This is a genomic window from Streptomyces sp. NPDC045678 (assembly GCF_056432085.1).
Map to the genome: position 1 here is coordinate 19,041 of NZ_JBWKJS010000017.1, position 19,501 is coordinate 38,541.

Here is a 19,501-nt window from a genome sequence, read left to right on the forward strand (position 1 = left end):
GCGAGGTGTGCGGCCGGCACGCGGCTCACACCCCGAGTTCGTTGTCGATGAAGTCCAGTACCTGCTCGGCGGTGGCCGTCTCCAGCTGGTCCACCGCGTCGTCGCCGTCCTCCGCCGCGGCCGTGCTCGCCGCGAAGCGGGCGAGCAGCGCCTCCAGGCGGGCCGCGACGGCCGCCTGGTCCAGGCCCTGGGCGACGGCGGCGGACAGGACGTGCTCGACCCGGGCCACCTCCTGGAGGACCTGGGCGGTCATGTCGCCGCTCGTCGCCCGCGCCGCCGCGTCGGGGGCGAGCCGTTCTGCCAGGTGGGCGGCGAGCACGTGGGCCTGCGGGTAGTCGAAGACGAGCGCTGCGGGCAGCTTCAGGCCCGTCGCGGCGGCGAGCCGGTTGCGGAGTTCCACGGCGGTGAGCGAGTCGAAACCGAGCTCCTTGAACGGCGTGTCGACCTGCACCGCGTCCGGGTCGGCGTGGCCGAGTACCCCGGCCGCCTGGGTGCGTACCAGCGTGGTGAGGACGTCCAGGCGCTCCTCGGTGGTGAGGCCGGTGAGCCTGCCGGACCAGTCCGTCGCCTCGCCCGCCGCGGCCGCGGTGGGGCGGGCGGTGGCGGATGTTCCCGTTGCCGCGAGCGTGCGCAGTACGGCGGGGACCGGAGCGTCGGAGGCTGCCGGGACACGGGGGTCGAGGTCCATCGCGAGCAGGTCGGGGCGCCCGTGGGCGCGCGCGGCGGCCAGCAGGGCACAGCCGCGGGCCGCGCCGGTCGGCCTGATGCCGTAGCGGTCGATGCGGGCCCGGTCGGCGGCGGACAGCGTGCCGGTCAGGCCGCTGGTGGCCTCCCACAGCCCCCAGGCCACGGAGAGCCCGGTGAGGCCCGCCGCGCGGCGGCGCGCGGCCAGCGCGTCGCAGAAGGCGTTGGCGGAGGCGTAGTTGGCCTGGCCGGGGGTGCCCATGGTGGAGGCGAAGGAGGAGAACGTCACGAACATCCCGAGCCGCAACTCCCGTGTGGCTTCGTGGAGTTCGTGCGCGGCCGCCGCCTTGGCCGCCCACACCCGGGCGAGACTTTCGGGGCTCTGGCTGACAATCATGGCGTTGTCGAGCACACCGGCGGCGTGTACGACGCCGGTCAGCGGGTGCGCCGGATCGATCCCGGCGATCAGCGCGGCGACGGCGCCGGGCTCACTCACGTCGACGGCGGCGAACGTGACGTCGGCACCCGTTTCGACGATCCGCGAGGCGAGTTCATGCGCTCCGTCGGCCGCGTCTCCGCTGCGGCTCGCGATGAGCAGATGCCTGCTCTCACCCGTGCGCGCCAGATGTTCGGCCACGGCGGCGCCGATGGTGCCGGTGCCTCCGGTGACGAGGACGGTGCCGTCGGGGTCGAGCGGAGCGGGTACGTCGAGCACCAGCTTGCCGGTGTGCTTCGCCTGGCTCATGTGGCGGAACACATCGGGTGCCCGCCCCAGGGGGCGTGCCGTGACCGGCAGCGGCACCAGCGTCCCGTCGGCGAAGAGGCCGCCGAGCAGGTCGAGCATCCGCCCGAGCCGCTCGGGCCCCGCGTCGGCGACCAGGTCGAAGGCCTCGTACGACACTCCGGGGTGCGTCAGCGCGACCAGTTCGGGGTCGCGGGGGTCGCTCTTGCCCATCTCGACGAAGCGCTTGCCCGAACTCGCGCCCGAGGCCGCGCCATCGCCACCGCCCTCCCCCAGCAACCGGAGGGAGGCGTCCAGGAGTTCGCCGGTGAGGCTGTTGAGTACGACGTCCACACTGCGCCCGTCGGTGCCCTGCCGGAACGCGTCCTCGAACCCCGCGTCCCGGGAGGACGCACGGTGGGCGGCGTCGATCCCCATCTCCTCCAGCACGCCGTGCTTGGCCGGACTCGCGGTGGCGAACACCTCAGCCCCAAGATGCCGGGCGATCTGCACCGCCGCCATCCCCACACCACCCGTAGCGGCATGGATCAACACCCGCTCACCCGCCCTCAACCCGGCCAGCTCGACCAAGCCGTACCAGGCAGTGAGGAACGCGGCCGGGGCGCCGGCCGCCTGCCGCGTGTCCCAGCCGGCCGGAACAGGTGCCAGCGTGCGTGCGTCGGCGACGGCCCACGGCCCGAAGGCGCCCTCCAGCATGCCCATCACACGGTCGCCGGCCGCCAGGCGGGTGACGCCCGGCCCGACCTCCGTCACCACACCGGCCGCCTCGGTACCGGGCAGTGCGTCGGCGTCCGGATACATGCCGAGTGCGATCAGTACGTCACGGAAGTTGACGCCGGCCGTGTGCACCGCGATGCGGACCTGCCCCGGTTCCAGCGGGCGCAGCACCTCGTCGCAGGCCACGGCTTCGACGGCGTCGAGCGTCCCGGACACACCGGCGACGAGCCGCCAGGCCCGGGCGCCGGGCGGCCCGGACAACTCGGCCGGCGCGTCGGCACGTACCCACCTCGGGACCAGCAACCGCCCTTCACGCACCGCGACTTGGGGCTCTTCTGCGTCGGCCGCGCACTGGACCGCGTGCAGAATCCCGCGCTCGCCGCGGTCGCCACGCTCACCGCCGTCGCCGTCGCCGTCGCCGTCACTGTCACCGTCTCCATCGACGTCGCCGACGCCGTCACCGCCTCCATCGCTGTCGCCGGGATCGACATCCGTGTCGAGCAGGACGAACCGGCCTGGGTTCTCCGACTGCGCGCTGCGCACCAGACCCCACACCGCCGCGCCCGCCGGGTTCGGGGCGTACGGCACCCCGTCCGACACACCGTCTTCCTCATCGGGACCGGCCGCACCCCGGGTGACGAAGACGAGCTGCGCCTGCTCGAGGCGGGGCTCGGCAAGAAACTCCTGGACGACGCTCAACACGCGTGCCGTCAGGGTGAGTCCGTCCTCGCTCGACGCCGCGTCCGGGGCGTCCACGGGGGCCAGAACCACAGAGGGCGCCGTGCCGTCGGCCGCTGCGACCTCTCGTACACACTCGACGTCCAGCCCACTGAGCGTCACGCAGCCGACGTCATCGGTCGCGCCGGCCTCGTCCACAGCCACCGGAACGGGAAGCGACGTCCACCGCAGTTCGTACAGTCCATCGGCACCGGACCCGACCGACCCGACCGCCGCCCGCACCTGTCGGGCGCTGGTCGACCGCAAGCGCAGTTCCGCGACGTCCAGCACGGGCGCACCGGCGGGATCGGTGACGACCAGCGAGACCGCCTCCTCACCGCTCCCACGCAGCTCGCTCGGCCCGCTCAGACCGGGCGGCCCGCCCAGGCCGCTCAGCCCGCTCAGCCCGCTGATGCGTACGCGTACGGTCGTGGCCTCGGTGGCCCACAGCGAGACACCGCTCCAGGTGAAGGGCAACAGCACCTGCTCACCGGCGCCCCCGGAACCACTTCCGGTCCCGTGCGGGCTCCGCTGTGCGAGCAGCGGATGCAGGGCGGCATCCAGCAGCGCCGGATGGATACCGAACCCGGCGGGCGAACCGGCCTGCTCCGGCAGCTCCACCTCCGCCAGCAGCTCCTCCCCATGCCGCCACATCGCACGGAGTCCGCGGAACGCCGGGCCGTACTCGTATCCGGCGGCGGCGACACCTTCGTAGAACTCGCCCACGTCCACCGGCTCCGCCCCCGCCGCAGGCCACGCCCCGGCGGGCCGCACAGGCCTCGCCCCCGGCTCCCGGCCGAGCTCGCCGACCGCATGGCACACCCACACCGCCGCCCCCGCATCCCGCTCAGGACGCGAGTACACCCGTACGTCGCTCCTGCCCCGGTCGTCGGCGGCATCCACGACCACCTGGACCTGAAGGCCACCGGTCTCGGGCAGCACCATGGGTGCCTGGAGCGTCAGCTCCTGGAGAGTCGCGCAGCCCGCGTCGTCGGCGGCCCGCAGCACCCACTCGACCAACGCGGCACCCGGCACCAGAACGGTCCCGGCGACCACGTGCCCGCCCAGCCAACTCCCGCGCTCCGCGGAGACCCGGCCGTTGAGCACCACTCCCCCGTCGGCGAGCGCGACGGCGGTGGGCAACTGCGCGTGCCCGGACCCGGTCGGCCCCTGCCCTCCGACGTCGTCGCGCTTCACCGTGTCGGCCAGCCAGTAGCGCCGGCGCTGGAAGGCGTACGTCGGCAGGTCGACGGTACGAGGGGCCGGCTCGGCCGGGAACCAGCGCCGCCAGTCCACCTCCGCACCCGCGGCGAACGCCTGCGCGGCGGAACGGGTGAGCTGAGCGACGTCACCGTGGTCACGACGCAGCGTCGGAACCACCGTCGCGGACACGTCCGCCCGCTCGATCGTCTCCTCCATGCCAAAAGCCAGCACGGGGTGAGCACTGGCCTCGATGAACAGCCGGTAGCCATCAGCCAGGAGCGCCTCAACGGTGTCGGCGAAACGGACCGGCTGACGGAGGTTGGTGACCCAGTAACCGGTGTCGAGCGCGGCGGTGTCCCGGAGACGCTCAGCCGTGACCGTCGAGTAGAACGCCACGTCCGTGGGGACCGGCCGGATATCGGCCAGGCGTTCCGTGAGCAGGTCGTGCAGTGCGTCGATCTGGGGGTTGTGGGAGGCGTAACCGACGTCGATGACCCGGGCCCGCAGCCCGACTGCCTCCGCCTCCGCGACTACGGCCGCCACATGTTCGGGTGCGCCCGAAATGACGGTAGAAGAAGGGCCGTTGACGGCGGCGATGCTCACGCCCGGCCGCTCGCCGATCAGCTCGGCGGCCCGCTCGGAACCGGCACCGATGGACGCCATGTCGCCGTGCCCCTGCAACTGCCGCAGTGCGTCACTGCGTACCGCCACGATCCGTGCCGCATCCTCCAGCGACAGCGCCCCCGCGACACACGCGGCAGCCATCTCACCCTGCGAATGCCCGATCACCGCCGCCGGGACGATCCCCTGATCCGCCCACACGGCAGCAAGGGAGACCATGACGGCCCACAACACGGGCTGTACGACCTCGACCCGGGACAGTTCCTTGCCGTCCCCGCGCAACACCTCACGCAACGACCAGTCGACGTACGCGGACAGCGCCCGCTCACACTCAGCAATCCGCCCCGCGAACACAGGCGACTCATCCAGAAGTTGGGCACCCATGCCCACCCACTGCGACCCCTGCCCCGGAAACACCAACACCGGCCCAGGACCCACATCACCGGACGCGATCCCCGACACCACATCCGAAGACACCGCACCGGACGCCAACGCCCCAAGACCGTCCGTCAACGCGTCCCGATCCCGACCCACCACAACAGCCCGGTGCTCGAACACCGACCGCGTGGTCGCCAGTGACCAGCCGACCTCACCCGGCAGTGCCTGCGTCTCCCCTGCCACGAACTCGCCTAGACGTCGCGCCTGTTCGCGCAACGCCTCGGGCGTCCTGCCGCAAACCACCCACGGCACCACCGCGCTCCCCGCGGTGCACGGGACCACGCCAGGCTCTCCCCCCGCGCCCTGCTCCGCCCGATCCTCCGGCGCCTCTTCCAGGATCAGGTGCGCGTTGGTTCCCGAGATGCCGAACGCGGACACTCCGGCCCGGCGCGGGTGGCCCGTGTCGGGCCAGAGGGTGGGCTCGGTGACGACCTCGACCGCGCCCGCGTCCCAGTCGACGTGCGGGCTGAGTTCCTCGACGTGGAGGGTGGCGGGCACCAGCCCGTTGCGGATCGCCATGACGGTCTTGATGACTCCGGCGACGCCCGCGGTGGCGTGCGTGTGGCCGATGTTGGACTTCAGGGAGCCGAGCAGGAGGGGCCTCTCACGGTGCCGGCCGTAGGTGGCGAGCAGGGCGCCGGCCTCGATGGGGTCGCCGAGCCTGGTCCCGGTGCCGTGCGCCTCGACCGCGTCGACCTCGGCGGCGGTGAGTCGGGCGCTGGCGAGGGCGGCTCGGATGACCTGTTCCTGCGCGGCGTCGTTGGGGGCGGTCAGGCCGTTGCTCGCGCCGTCCTGGTTGACCGCCGAGCCACGGACGACGGCCAGGACGTTGTGGCCGTTGCGGCGGGCGTCCGAGAGGCGTTCGAGCAGGATCAGGCCGATGCCCTCGGAGAATCCGGTGCCGTCGGCCGCGGCGGCGAACGGCTTGCAGCGGCCGTCCGGCGCGAGCCCACGCTGGCGGCAGAACTCGGTGAACATCAGCGGGCTCGACAGCACGAGCACCCCGCCCGCGAGGGCCAGGTCGCACTCGCCCTGGCGCAGCGCCTGGCTTGCCAGGTGGACCGCGACGAGCGAGGCGGAGCAGGCCGTGTCGACGGTGACGGCGGGGCCTTCGAGACCGTAGTTGTAGGCCACCCGGCCGGAGATGACGCTGGTGAGGCTGCCCGTGGTGGCGTGCCCCTCGAACCCTTCGGGGATGCGCGGGAGCTGGGACATGTAGTCCTCGCTCGACACACCCGCGTAGACACCCGTGAGGCTGCCCTTGAGGGAGACGGGGTCGATGCCGGAACGTTCGAACAGCTCCCAGGACGTCTCCAGCATCAGGCGCTGCTGCGGGTCCATCGCCAGCGCCTCGCGCGGGCTGATGCCGAAGAAGTCGGCATCGAAGGATCCCGCGTCGTCCACGAAACCGCCGTGGCGCACGTAGCTGGTGGCGTAGTTGGCCGGGTCCGGGTGGTAGAGCGACTCCAGGTCCCAGCCCCGGTCGGTCGGGAAGTCCTCGATGGCGTCCTTACCCGCGGCCACGAGGTCCCAGAGATCCTCCGGGGAGGACACGCCGCCCGGGAAGCGGCACGCCATCCCGACGACCGCGATCGGCTCGTGCCTGCGGCCCTCCTCCTGCGCCAGGCGCCGACGGGTGTCATGGAGCTCGGTGGTCACCCTGCGCAGATACTCGACCAGTTGCTCTTCACTCGCCATGTGGGGTCACCCGGCTTTCGGAGTGGGGGTCGCGCGCGAGGTGTCGGGCCCGACACCCAGCTCGTTGTCGATGAAGTCGAAGATCTGGTCGGCGGACGCCACCTTGAGCCGGTCTGCGGCGTTGTCGTCGTCCGTCGTGACGTTCGTCGTGGTGTTCGTCGTGCTGTTGGTCGTGGCGCCCGTCGCGACGTTCGCGGTCTTCCAGAGGGCGAGGAGCGCCTCCAGGCGGGTGGTGATCTCGCCCGTCTCACCGTGGGGCAGCCGGGGCAGCTGGGTCGCCACGGCAGCGAGGCTGTTCTCCATGCGGGTGAGGTCGCTCAGCACGGCGCCAGGGACGGGTGCTCCGGTGGCCGGTGTCGGGGCTGTTGCGTTGCCTCCGGCGGGCCGCTCGCCACTGACGGTCAGCCGTTCGCGCAGATGGGCGGCTACGGCGGTGGGGGTGGGGTGGCGGAAGACGAGAGCCGTGGGCAGGCGCAGCCCGGTGTCCGCGACGAGCCGGTTGCGCAGCTCGACGGCCGTCAGCGAGTCCAGGCCCAGCTGCTTGAACGTGGCGTCGCCGCGCAGCGCCTCCGGGTCGGTGCGGCCGAGGACCGCGGCGGCGTGGGTGCGTACGGCCTCGGTGAGCAGCCGGAGCTGTTCGGCGGCGGACAGGGAGGCCAGGCGTGCCGACCAGTCCGTGGGCGGCGTGCGGTCGGCGGCGGTACGCCGGGCGGGGGCCCGCGCCGCGGCGAGGGCGCGCAGCGGTGCGGGCAGGGCGTCCAGGTCTACGGAGGCCGGCGAGTGGGGGACCAGGCGGGCACCGACGAGCGGGATGCCGCCGTGTGCGCGGGCCGCGTCCAGGAGGGCCGGGAGCTGTTCGGGCTCGATTGCCTTGATGCCGATGCCGGGGACGGGGGGCGGGGTGGGGCTCTCCTCGGTGGGCGGCGGGGCGTAGGTGAGGGCTACACCCGTCGTGTCGGCGGTGTGCCGGCGCAGGGCGAGGGCCTCGCGGAACGCGTCGGCTCCTGCGTCGGCCGTCGGCCGCGGGATGCCCAGGTCCGCGCCGACCGGGGACAGTACGGCGAAGAGGGCGAGGGGCAGGTGGGCCGTCGCGGTGTCCAGGGCCGCGGTGACGGCTGCCCTCGCCGCCCACGCGTCGGCGAACGAGTCGCTCGGCGCGGTGCCAGTGGCGTGGATGACTCCCGTGAGGGGGTGGTCCGCGTCGACGGCGGCGACGGCTGCTGCCAGTGCGGCGGGGTTCGTGAGGTCGAGGGCGTCCAAGCGCACGGTGGCACCCAACTCGCGCAACTCACCAATCTCCGCAGCTAGTTGCCTCTCGGTGAGGATCATAAGATGCCTGCACTGCTCGCTGCGAACCAAGTGTTCCGCGAGGGCGACGACCGGCACCCCGGCCGATCCGACGAGGAGCACCGTGCCGTCCGGGTCGAGTGTCGGCGCCGTCGCGTCGGTGGGCCCGGTTGTCGCGGTCGCAGAAGCGGCGTTGGCGAGCCGGGGGGCGAGGACTTGGCCGCCCCGGAGGGCGAGTTGGGGTTCGTTGCCGGCCAGAGCCGCGGCCACGGCGTGATCCAGGGCGGGCCCTTCCACCCCGGTCCCAGCACTCACGTCGATGAGGAGGAAGCGGCCCGGACGGTCGACCTGCGCTTGGTGGACGAGGCCGCGCACCGCGGCGGCCGCCGGGGCGGGCGGGTCGCCGCCCTCCGCGGTGACCGCGCCGTGCGTGAGCAGCACCAGACGGGTATCGGCGAAGCGTGCGTCGGCGAGCCAGCTGTCCAGGAGCACGGCGGTACGCTCCACCGCCGACGCCACCGCCGACATCACCGACGCCTCATTCGCCCCGGTGCCCTCCACGTCGGAGAGAACGACAGACGGAACCGGGGCTCCCGCGTCGACGGCCGCGCACAGAGCCTCCAGATCGCGGTGCCCGCCGTCGCCCAGACGGACCCAGCCCGACGGAAGATCCCCCGCAAGGATCGCCCCCGCCGCCCGCTCCGGCACCGGCACCGGCTCCGCAACCGGCACCCACCGCAACGCATACAGATCGGACGCCCCACCCCGACCGGCACCGCGCAGCTCCCGCCGCCCCGCCGCGATCACGGCCAGACCCTCGCAGGTCAGCACCTTCGCCCCGGTCGGGTCGGTCACCGCGATCCGCCAGGTCCGGCCCGTCCGTTCGGAGAGCGGTCCGTCGTCGCCCAGCGGTGTGAGGCGTACGCGAACCGAGGTCGCGCCGGTGGCCCACAGCGACACCCCGGTCAGGCTGAACGGCAGCCACACCTGGTCGGCGCCGGTCGGCGGCTCGTCGAGGAGGGCGGGGTGCAGTGCGGCATCGAGAAGGGCCGGGTGCAGGCCGAACCCGGTCCCGTCCGGGGCCTCTTGAGGCAGTACCGCCTCGGCGTACAGCTCCGCACCCCGCCGCCACAGGTTGCGCAGCCCCGTGAAGGCCGGCCCGTAGCCGACGCCGGTCGCGGCGGCCCGGTCGTAGAAGTCGCCCAGGTCGACGTGATCGGCACCGGCAGGGGGCCACACCCCACCGAGATCACCCCCGTCATCCGCATCCGCACCCGCGTCCGCCTTCACGCCCGCACCCGCACCCGCGTCCGCATCCACACCCGCAGACTCGGCGACGAGCTGCCCCGAGGCATGGCACGTCCACGCCGCACCGCCCCCGTCGAGGGCGTCCTCGTCGTCAGGGCGGGCGTAGACGTGCACGTTCCGGTGGCCGCCGTCACCGTCGACCGCCCCCACCACGATCTGTACCTGCACGCCCCCCGCGTCGGGCAGCACCAGAGGCGCCTGGAACGTGAGCTCCTCGACGCCCGCACAACCGGCGTCGTCGGCGGCGCGCAGCGCCCATTCCGCGAGCACGGATGCGGGCACGACAGCGGTGCCGAAAAGTGTGTGCTGGGCGAGCCATGGATGGCTGTGCCTGCCGATACGGCCGGTGAGCAGCCGCACGTCGCCCTCGGCGAGCTCCGCCGCCGCGCCGAGCAGCGGGTGGCCGACCGCCGCGAGACCGAGGCCGGCCGCGTCCTGGTTGTCACCGGCGGCCTCCAGCCAGTAGCGCCGCCGCTGGAAGGCGTACGTGGGCAGCGCCAGGCCGCCCGCCGCTCCAGCTGTGGGAGACCCTCCCGTCGCTCCACCCCCTGAGAACCAGTTCTCCCACCTGACCGCGCACCCCGCCACGAAGGCCTGGGCCAACGAAAGGGCGAGGCGGGACAGGCCGCCGTCCTCGCGTCGCAGCGTCGGCACGGTGACGGCGTCGGCCCCGGCCTCCTCGAACGTCTCCTGCAGGCCGAGTGTGAGCACCGGATGGCTGCTGGATTCGATGAAGACCCGGTGCCCGTCGGCGAGGAGCGCCGTCACGGCGTCGGCGAACCGGACCGGGCGGCGCAGGTTCGTGACCCAGTAGTCCGTGTCGAGGCCGGTGGTGTCGATACGGCTGCCGGTCACCGCCGAGTAGAAGGCCACGGGGGCCTGAACGGGACGTATGCCCGCCAGGATGTGGGTCAGTTCGTCGGTGATGGTGTCGACCTGCGGGCTGTGCGAGGCGTAGTCCACATCGATGACACGACCCCGCAACCCGCGCGCCTCGGCGTCCGCGACGACGGCGGCGACCCGCTCGGGGGGTCCCGAAATGACAGTGGAGGAGGGCCCGTTGACGGCTGCGATGCCCACCCCCGGCTGCCCGTCGACGAGTTCGGCGGCCTGCGCCCGACCCACGCCGAGGGACGCCATCGCGCCCGCACCCGAGAGCTGCCGCAGCGCCCGGCTGCGCAGCGCCACGATCTTGGCGCCGTCCTCCAGTGTGAGCGCCCCGGCCACGACCGCCGCGGCGATCTCCCCCTGCGAATGTCCGACGACGGCGGCCGGGACGATCCCCTGATCCGCCCACACCGCGGCCAGCGAGACCATCACCGCCCACAACACCGGCTGCACGACCTCAACCCGCGCCAGTTCCTGGCCGTCCCCGCGCAACACCTCCCGCAACGACCAGTCAACGTACGCGGACAGCGCCCGCTCACACTCGGCAACACGAGCCGCGAACACCGGCGACTCATCCAGCAGCCGAGCCCCCATCCCCACCCACTGCGACCCCTGCCCCGGAAACACCAACACCGGCCCAGGACCCACATCACCGGACGCGATCCCCGACACCACATCCGAAGACACCGCACCGGACGCCAACGCCCCAAGACCATCCGTCAACGCATCCCGATCCCGACCCACCACAACAGCCCGGTGCTCGAACACCGACCGCGTCGTGACCAGCGCCCGGCCCACCTCCGCGGCGGACGCGGCCCCTCCAGGACCGTCCACCGCGACGAACTCGCCCAACCGGCGCGCCTGTTCACGCAACGCCTCGCCGCTGCGGCCCGAAACCACCCACGGCAACAGCACGCCGTCCGCCGCACCGGCATCCGCCTTCTCGACGGCCTCGACGGCCTCCACCGCCCCGACCGCCCCGACCGCCGCAGGCTGCGCCTCTTCGAGCACCAGGTGCGCGTTCGTCCCGGAGATGCCGAAGGACGAGACCGCCGCCCGGCGCGGGCGGTCGCCGCGCGGCCAGAGGACCGGCTCGGTGAGCAGCCGTACCGCGCCCGTCGACCAGTCCACGTGCCCGCTCGGCCCATCGACGTGGAGGGTGGCGGGGAGCAGGTCGTTCCGCAGCGCGAGCACCATCTTGATCACACCGGCGACACCGGCGGCAGCCTGCGTGTGGCCGATGTTCGACTTCACCGAGCCCAGCCACAACGGCCGCTCCGGCGAACGGCCTCGACCGTACGTGGCGAGCAGCGCCTGCGCCTCGATCGGGTCGCCCAGCGTCGTGCCGGTGCCGTGCGCCTCCACGGCGTCGACCTCGTCGGCCGCGAGCCGCGCGTCCGCGAGCGCGGCGCGGATGACGCGCTGCTGCGAAGGGCCGTTGGGTGCGGTCAGGCCGTTGCTCGCGCCGTCCTGGTTCACCGCGGAACCACGTATCACCGCGAGGACCTCATGTCCCTTGCGCCGCGCCTCGGAAAGGCGTTCCAGGAGTACGAGGCCCACGCCCTCTGCCCAGCCCGTGCCGTCGGCGCCCTCCGCGAACGGCTTGCAGCGCCCGTCGGGGGCGAGGCCGCGCTGGCGCGAGAACTCGGTGAACATGCCCGGCGTGGCGAGGACGGTGGCGCCCCCGGCCAGCGCCATGTCGCATTCGCCGCGCCGCAGCGACTGCGCCGCCAGGTGGAGGGTGACCAGCGACGAGGAGCAGGCCGTGTCGACCGTCAGCGCGGGCCCTTCCAGGCCGAAGCTGAACGAGAGGCGGCCCGAGGCCACGCTGGGCGTGCTTCCGGTGAGCAGGTAGCCGTCGGTGGACCGGGACGGTTCGTGCAGCCGGGGGCCGTAGTCCTGGCCCGTCATGCCGACGAACACGCCGGTGGGGCTGCCCTTGAGTGCCCGGGGGTCCAGTCCTGCCCGCTCGAAGGCCTCCCAGGCGCATTCGAGGAGCAGCCGCTGCTGCGGGTCGACGGCCAGCGCCTCGCGCGGGCTGATGTCGAAGAACTCGGCGTCGAAGTCGGCGGCGTCGTACAGGAAACCGCCCTGCCGCGTACAGCTGGTGCCCGATCGGTCCGCGTCGGGGTGGAAGAGCCGCTCCAGGTCCCAGCCGCGATCGGTGGGGAACGCGCCGATCGCGTCGGCGCCGTCCGCGACCAGCCGCCACAGGTCCTCCGGCGTACCGGCGCCGCCCGGGTAACGGCAGCTCATGGCGACGATGGCGATGGGGTCGTCATCCGTACCGGACGGGCCGGACGAGCCGGACGAGCCGGACGGGCTGGATGTACCGGACGGGCCGGACGAGCCGGACGAGCCGGACGGGCTGGATGTACCGGATGTGCCGGACGTACCGGATGTGCGGGAGCCGTCCGTGCCGGTGGGCCGTGCGAGGCTCTCGTCCCCCGTCCCCGTGAGCTGCGCGCGCAAGTGCGACGCGACGGCCAGCGGAGTCGGGTGGTCGAAGGTGAGGGTCGCGGGCAGCGGCAGCCCGGTGACCGTGCCGAGCCGTTCGCTCAGCTCGGCCGCGGCCATCGAGTCGAAGCCCGACTGCTTGAACGTACGGGCCGTTTCGACCGTCGCCGAGGTACCGCCGAGCACGACGGCGACCTGCTTGGCGACCAGACCCAGCAAGGTGCGTTCCTGGTCGGCGACGGAGAGCGCGGCGAGCCGCTCGGCGAGCTCGGTCCGCGCGCTGCCGACCGGGCGCGGCCCGCTCTCCTCCGGCGCGGAGGACTCCCGCGCCTCCCGGTACCGGGCAGGCTCCGCCTCGGGCCAGTACCGCTCCCGCTGGAAGGCGTACGTGGGCAGACTCACGCGCTCCGCGTCGCCGAGCGCGCCGTACGCGGCGCTGAAGTCGACATCGACGCCCCGCACGTATGCCTGCGCCAGCGCCGTCATGAACGTACGCGCCTCGTCGCGTCCGCGCCGGCACGCGGCCACCGCGGCGGGACGCGGACGGCTTGAACCGCCGCCCGCGCCACCGGCAACGCCAGCAGCACCTGGCGCACCTGCCGCACCTGCCGCACCTGCCGCACCTGCCGCACCTGCCGCGGGGAAACACTCCCGCGCCATCGCGGAAAGCGGCGCGTCCGGACCGAGTTCGACGAACGTCGTCACCCCTCGCTCGCACAGCCCGCGCACCCCGGCCAGGAACCGCACGGGCTCGCGCGCATGCCGTGCCCAGTACTCGGGGTCGGCCTGCTCGGCGCCGTCCGCCGACACGGGCTCGCCGGTGACGTTGGAGACGACGGGGACGACCGGCGCGTGGAACGTCAGCCCCGCGGCGACGGCGCGCAGTTCGTCGAGGACGGAATCCATGTGCGGGGAGTGGAAGGCGTGGCTGACCTTGAGCCGGTGGGCCTTGCGGCCGTACGCCTGCCAGGCGGCCGTCAGTTCCTCGACCGTCTCGCGGTCACCGGAGACGACGACGGACTCGGGGCCGTTGACGGCGGCCACGGCGGCCCGCCCCTCGTGCCCGGCGAGCAGCTCCGCGGCCTCGTCCGCGGTCGCCTGCCACGCGGCCATCGCGCCGGGCGCCCGCACCGCCTGCATGAGCCGGCCGCGGGCGGCGACCAGGGCGCTCGCGTCCGCCAGGGAGAGGACGCCGGCCACGTGCGCGGCGGCGATCTCACCGACGGAGTGGCCGAGAACGTAGTCGGGGGTCAGGCCGTGGGCGGCCGCGAGCCGGTACAGACTCGTCTCGAACGCGAAGAGCGCGGGCTGGGTGTACTCGGTCCGGTCGAGCAACCCCTGCCGCTCGGTGTCCTCGCCGAGGACGATCTCCCGCAGCGGGCGGTCCAGATGGGCGTCCAGTGCCGCGAACGCTTCGTCGAGTGCGTCGGCGAAGACCGGATGGGCCGCGTACAACTCGCGCCCCATGCCCGGGCGTTGCGCGCCCTGCCCGCTGAAGAGGAAGGCAAGTTTGCCGTCTGGAACCGCCTCGCCGCGCACTACGTCGGCGGTCTCCTCACCCGCGGCCAACGCGCCCAAGGACCCGATCAGGTCGGTGGTGGTGCCGCCGAGCAGGACCGCGCGGTGGGCGAGGGGGGCGCGGATGGTGGCGAGGGCGTGGCCGATGCGGGCGGCGTCGGGGGTGGCCGGGTCGGCCGCGAGGTGTGTGCGCAGCCGTGCGGCCTGGGCGGGCAGCGCGGAGGAGCTGTGGGCGCTCACGAGCCACGGGACGATGGCCGACTGCTCCACGGCCACGGGTACCGAGGCCAAGGCCGCCGGCGCCGAGGACCCCGCAACCCCAGGCGCCGAAGCCACCACAAGGTGCCCGTTCGTGCCCCCCATGCCGAACGACGACACCCCGGCGATCAGCGGCTGGTCGGGGCGCGGCCAGTCCGCCGGTTCGCGCTGCACGGCCAGGCCGAGGTCGGCCAGCGGGATGGCCGGATGGGGGGTGTCGAAGTTGAGGCTCGGTGCCAGCTTGCGGTGGTGGATGCTCAGCGCCGTCTTGAGCAGTCCGACGATCCCGGACGCCGCTTCGAGGTGGCCGACGTTCGTCTTCGCGGAGCCGACGGCGAGCGGCACGGTGCGCGCACCGTCCTGACCGAGCGCGGCGCCGAGCGCGGCCGCCTCGATGGGGTCGCCGACGGGCGTGCCCGTGCCGTGCAGCTCTACGTACTGGATCTGGTCGGGCGTCACCTGGGCCTGCCCGCAGGCGGTGCGCACCACGTCGCGCTGCGCCTGCCCGCTGGGCCGGGTGAGTCCGTCGGTGGCTCCGTCGCTGTTGACGGCGCTTCCGCTGATGACGCAGTACACCGTGTCGCCGTCGCGCCGCGCGGCACCGAGCGGTTTCAGCACCACGAGTCCGCCGCCCTCGCCGCGTACGAACCCGTCGGCGCGTGCGTCGAAGGTGTGGCAGCGGCCCGTGGCCGAGAGGCCGCCGAAGCGGGCCTCGGCCAGTGCGGTGGAGCGGGGCGAGCAGATGAGGTTGACGCCGCCCGCGAACGCGGTCCCGCACTCGCCGCGCCTGATGCTCTCGCAGGCCAGGTGCACGGCGACGAGCGAGGACGACTGTGCGGTGTCGACGGTGAGGCTCGGGCCCGCCAGGGCGTACGCGTACGAGATGCGGTTGGCCAGAATGCTGCGGTGGACGCCGGTCATGGTGTGCCGTGTGACGGCGTTCCGCGTGGCGCGGTTCAGGACGTCGGCGTAGTCGTCCCAGAGCGCGCCGACGAAGACTCCTGTGCGGGTGCGGGCCAGGGAGGACGGCAGGACACCGGCGTCCTCCAGCGCTTCCCAGCTCAGTTCGAGGAGGAGCCGCTGCTGGGGGTCCATCGCCTCGGCCTCGCGCGGGCCGATGTGGAAGAAGGGCGCGTCGAAGCCGTCGATCCGGTCCAGATAGCCGCCCGGTCCGCGCAGGCCGGAATCGGTCAGCCGGAGCTCGGGCGGGGTGTCGCGCACGGCGCTGCGGCCCTCGCTCAGCAGCCGCCAGAACGCCGCCGGGTCGGGTGCTCCGGGCAACCGGCAGGCCATCCCGACGACCGCGACCGGTTCGGGGCCCGCGCTCGCGCCGGACGGCGACGTGGCCATCACGTCAGCTGCGTTCGAACGCGGAACAACTGACTGCCAGAAAACATCAACGGCGCTCCCGGTCCGAAATCGGAGATCGCTTCGAGTACCGGGCTCATCGTGAGCGGGCTCCCTAAAGGCGAACCAAACCCCGGCTAGCCGTCCGCCGCTTTAGACGGGCGCTATGGGCCGCGGCCAGCATCGGGGGCGAAACCGGGAGCGGAACGGCAGCGGAATCAACAGCGGCACGAGAGGGAGAGCGATGGACAGGGGCACTGCGCAGGCGCCGCGGAACTCGGGGGCCGGGGTGTGGCTGCGGCGGTACCACGACTCCGCTTCGGCACCGGTGAGGCTGATCTGCTTCCCGTTCGCGGGCGGCTCGGCGAGTTACTGGTTCGGCCTCTCCGGGCTGCTCTCGCCCGGCGTCGACGTGCTGTCCGTGCAGTATCCGGGGCGGCAGGACCGGCACAAGGAGCCGTGTCTGGAATCGGTGGCCGCGCTCGCCGACGGTGTCGTGGGCCAACTGCCGTCCGACGGAAAGCCGTTCGCGCTGTTCGGACACAGTCTGGGCGCGATCGTGGCGTTCGAGGTGGCGCGGCGCCTGCGGGATTCCGGTCCTGCTGGGTCCGGTACGGGTGCCGCGGGACCGGGTCGGCCGGTGCATCTGTTCGCCTCCGGCGGGCTCGCCCGGCCCTACCGTCCCGACGGGCGGTCCGGGGCGCCGGCCGACGCGGAGATCCTGGCGCATCTGCGGGCGATGGGCGGCACCGACGAGCGGTTCTTCACGAGCCCGGAGTTGCAGGAGCTGATCCTGCCCTCGCTGCGGGCCGACTACCGGGCCGTCGCCACGTACCAGGCGCCGGGTCCTGAGCGTCTGGACTGCCCGATCACGGCACTGATCGGTGACGCCGACGAGCGGACCTCCCCCGAGGAGGCCGGCACGTGGCGGGAGCGCACCGATGCGGCGTTCGATCTCCGGGTGCTGCCTGGTGGCCACTTCTACCTCGACGGCTGTCAGGAGCGGGTGGCGGCGATCGTGACCGGGGCGCTGACGGCGGCGGTTCCCGGAGTGTAGCGGCGGGGTGGGCGGGGGGGGTGGGGTGGGCGCGGCCGGGAAAGACCCCTGGCGTGCTCCGTCGAGGGAAGCCGGAGCACGCCAGGTTGGACCGGACGCGGCAGCCGGGGGGCGGTGGCCGCGCGCGGTCGTCCTGCCTCGTACACGGCTGCCGCCGAGGGCTGCCACGTACGACATCTGGTCGCGAGGCGGGCGCGAGGCCCGCCTCGGGGGCGGGCAAGGAGCCCGCCCCTTTCGGTGCTCAGGGACGCAGGTCCTCCAGGCAGTAGAGCGCCTGGTCCAGAGTGGCCGCGAAGTCCATCTCCGGGTCGTTCGCCCAGTCCAGGGAGACCTGCAGCATCACTCCGAACAGGGCTCCGGTGTAGGCGCGGACCGCGGGGTCCCCGGGATCACGCCCCGCCCGTTTGGCGACCTGTTCGGCGAGGAGCTGCATGGTCTGGCTGATGTTGCCCAGGCTGGCCCCCCAGAGCTCCGGCTCGGAGAGGATGAGCACGAAGCGTTCGCGCTGCAGGGCCAGTTCCTGTTCGGTGATGTCGTTCAGCATCGAACGGATGGCCTGTCGTTCGGCCTGGATCGGCGTCAGGTCGGGCGACTGGGCCTGGAACATCATGGCGAAGGGCAGGTCGTAGTCGTGCGAGAAGACCAGGTCCTGCTTGGTCGCGAAGTAGCGGAAGACGGTGCTGGGAGCGACCTCGGCGGCTTCGGCGATCTGCTCGATGGTCGTGGCGGAGTAGCCCTGTTCCCTGAACAGGCGCACCGCCTCCCGCTGAATCCCGGCCTTGGTTCTGGCTTTCTTGCGTTCTCTCAGTCCAGGCACTGTTCTGCCCTGGTCAGACTGCGTCTGCTGCTTCATGCTCAGATTCTGCGGGCTTGGCGCTGCTCTGACCAACATGGCGTGGCAGCCACACCACCGCCAGCAGCACGCCGAGCAGTCCCAGGCCGCCGGAGACGATGAGGACCACGTCCAGGGCGTGGACGTACGCGGAGCGCACCGACTCGGAGAGCCCGTTGTCCTTGAGCGCCCGGGCCACGGCCAGGCCGCCGAACACGGAGTCCTTGACGGCGCCCTGTGCCTGCGCGGGCACTCCGTCGAGGTCGAGCTCGCCGCGGTAGCCGGAGTTCAGGATGGATCCCAGGATGGCCGCGCCGAAGCTGCCGCCGAGGGTACGGATGGACTGGTTGACGCCGGAGCCGACGCCTGCGGAGTCCTCGGAGAGCGCGCCGAGTGCCGCGTCCATGGCGGTGGGCAGGGCGATGCCGAGGCCGAGGCCGTACGCCGCCGTCCACGCGGCCGCCAGGCCGGTGCCGCTGTCGATGTCGGTCGTGGCGCCGTAGAAGAGGGCGGCGGCGAGGAGTGCGAAGCCGATGCCGACCGCGGTCTTCGGGCCGAGCGCCTTGGCGACCTTGTTGGCGACGGTCACGCCGACGAGGAGGCCGCCGACCATCGGCAGGAGCCGGAAGCCGCTGCCCATCGCGTCGGTGCCGAGGACCGCCTGGTAGTACTGCGGCATCGTGAACAGCACGCCGAACATCGTGAAGTTGATGACGGTGCCGAGCATGGTGCCCGAGGTGAACCGGGCCGAGCGGAACAGCGAGAGGTCGACCAGCGGGTCGGCCACCCTCTTCTCCCAGAGCACGAAGATCACGATGGCGAGCAGACCGCCGAGGGTCGGCACGAGGGTGGTGACGTCGGTCCATCCCTTCTCGCCGCCCTGGATCACGCCGTACGTCATGGCGGCGAGACCCACGCTGGAGAACACCAGGCCGCCCACGTCGAACGGCTTGGCCTCCTTGGCCTTGGACTCGGGCAGCCAGGCCGACACCGCGAGGAAGGCGAGGATCACCACGGGCACGTTGATCAGGAAGACGGAGCCCCACCAGAAGTGGTTGAGGAGGTAGCCGCCCAGGATCGGGCCGAGCGGATAGGCGAGCATCGCCGCGCCCGCCACCGCGCCGATGGCCTTGGGGCGCTCCTCGTCGGAGAACATCACCGGCAGGAGCGACAGCGTCGTCGGCATGATCAGCGCGGCACCCAGGCCGAGCACCGCGCGCGCGGCGATGAACGTGCCGGAGTCCGTGGCGTAGGCACAGGCCAGCGAGGCGATGCCGAAGATCACCAGGGCGGTGAGCAGCACCTTCTTGCGCCCGAACCGGTCACCGAGCATGCCCGCGGGGATCATTCCGGCCGCGAACACGAGCGTGTACGAGGTCACGAACCACTGCAGCTCGACGTTGTTCGCCCCGAGATCGTCGGCCATGGCCGGCAGCGCCAGGCTCAGGATCGTCACATCGAAGCCCACGACCATCGAGGCGAGTACGAGAGCCCCGACGGCCCACCACCGCCGTGCACCCAGATCTGCTGACACGAGAGTCGACCTCCTAAAGAGAGCTCAATATCTAGTCGGAGCGTACTCTCATTTTTTATCTCGCGGTACCGAGGGTTCCGTATGGAACGCGTCAAGAAGGCGTGAAGGGGCTCGGGAGGCTGACCCCTACGGCTGGGGCGGCCCCTACTAGGGGTGGGGTCGGCGTCGCCCTAGGGGCTGTTGAGGGGCAGAGGT

Annotated in this window: 5 protein-coding genes; 1 reads left to right on the top strand and 4 read right to left on the bottom strand. The window is 72.7% G+C overall.

Annotated features, from left to right (window positions below; all coding sequences use genetic code 11):
• Nucleotides 1-25: 25 nt before the first annotated feature.
• Entirely contained in the window at nucleotides 26-6,820 is a 6,795-nt protein-coding gene (locus AC07DO_RS39065) for a type I polyketide synthase (RefSeq protein WP_479067158.1), read from the bottom strand.
• A gap of 6 nt (nucleotides 6,821-6,826) precedes the next feature.
• On the bottom strand, nucleotides 6,827-15,886 hold the full coding sequence (locus AC07DO_RS39070; RefSeq protein WP_479067160.1) for a type I polyketide synthase: 9,060 nt from the start codon (nucleotides 15,884-15,886) through the stop codon (nucleotides 6,827-6,829).
• A 241-nt stretch (nucleotides 15,887-16,127) separates the two neighbouring features.
• Between AC07DO_RS39070 and AC07DO_RS39075 the strand changes: the two genes are divergently transcribed.
• Nucleotides 16,128-16,940, top strand: coding sequence for a thioesterase II family protein (locus AC07DO_RS39075; RefSeq protein ID WP_479067162.1), 813 nt, complete (start codon nucleotides 16,128-16,130; stop codon nucleotides 16,938-16,940).
• A gap of 241 nt (nucleotides 16,941-17,181) precedes the next feature.
• Here AC07DO_RS39075 and AC07DO_RS39080 read toward each other — a convergent pair whose 3' ends face one another.
• Both AC07DO_RS39080 and AC07DO_RS39085 read right to left on the bottom strand, forming a co-directional pair.
• Nucleotides 17,182-17,793, bottom strand: coding sequence for an acyl-CoA-like ligand-binding transcription factor (locus AC07DO_RS39080; protein WP_479067164.1), 612 nt, complete (start codon nucleotides 17,791-17,793; stop codon nucleotides 17,182-17,184).
• Nucleotides 17,771-19,306, bottom strand: coding sequence for a DHA2 family efflux MFS transporter permease subunit (locus AC07DO_RS39085; protein ID WP_479067166.1), 1,536 nt, complete (start codon nucleotides 19,304-19,306; stop codon nucleotides 17,771-17,773). Before AC07DO_RS39085 ends, AC07DO_RS39080 begins: the two co-directional genes overlap by 23 nt.
• Between the last annotated feature and the right edge of the window lie 195 nt (nucleotides 19,307-19,501).

Bases quoted from the DNA above. Each gene is read 5' to 3' on its own strand.
- AC07DO_RS39075 (WP_479067162.1), top strand. From the start codon at position 16,128: ATGGACAGGGGCACTGCGCAGGCGCCGCGGAACTCGGGGGCCGGGGTG.
- AC07DO_RS39080 (WP_479067164.1), bottom strand. From the start codon at position 17,793: ATGAAGCAGCAGACGCAGTCTGACCAGGGCAGAACAGTGCCTGGACTG.
- AC07DO_RS39065 (WP_479067158.1), bottom strand. From the start codon at position 6,820: ATGGCGAGTGAAGAGCAACTGGTCGAGTATCTGCGCAGGGTGACCACC.
- AC07DO_RS39070 (WP_479067160.1), bottom strand. From the start codon at position 15,886: ATGGCCACGTCGCCGTCCGGCGCGAGCGCGGGCCCCGAACCGGTCGCG.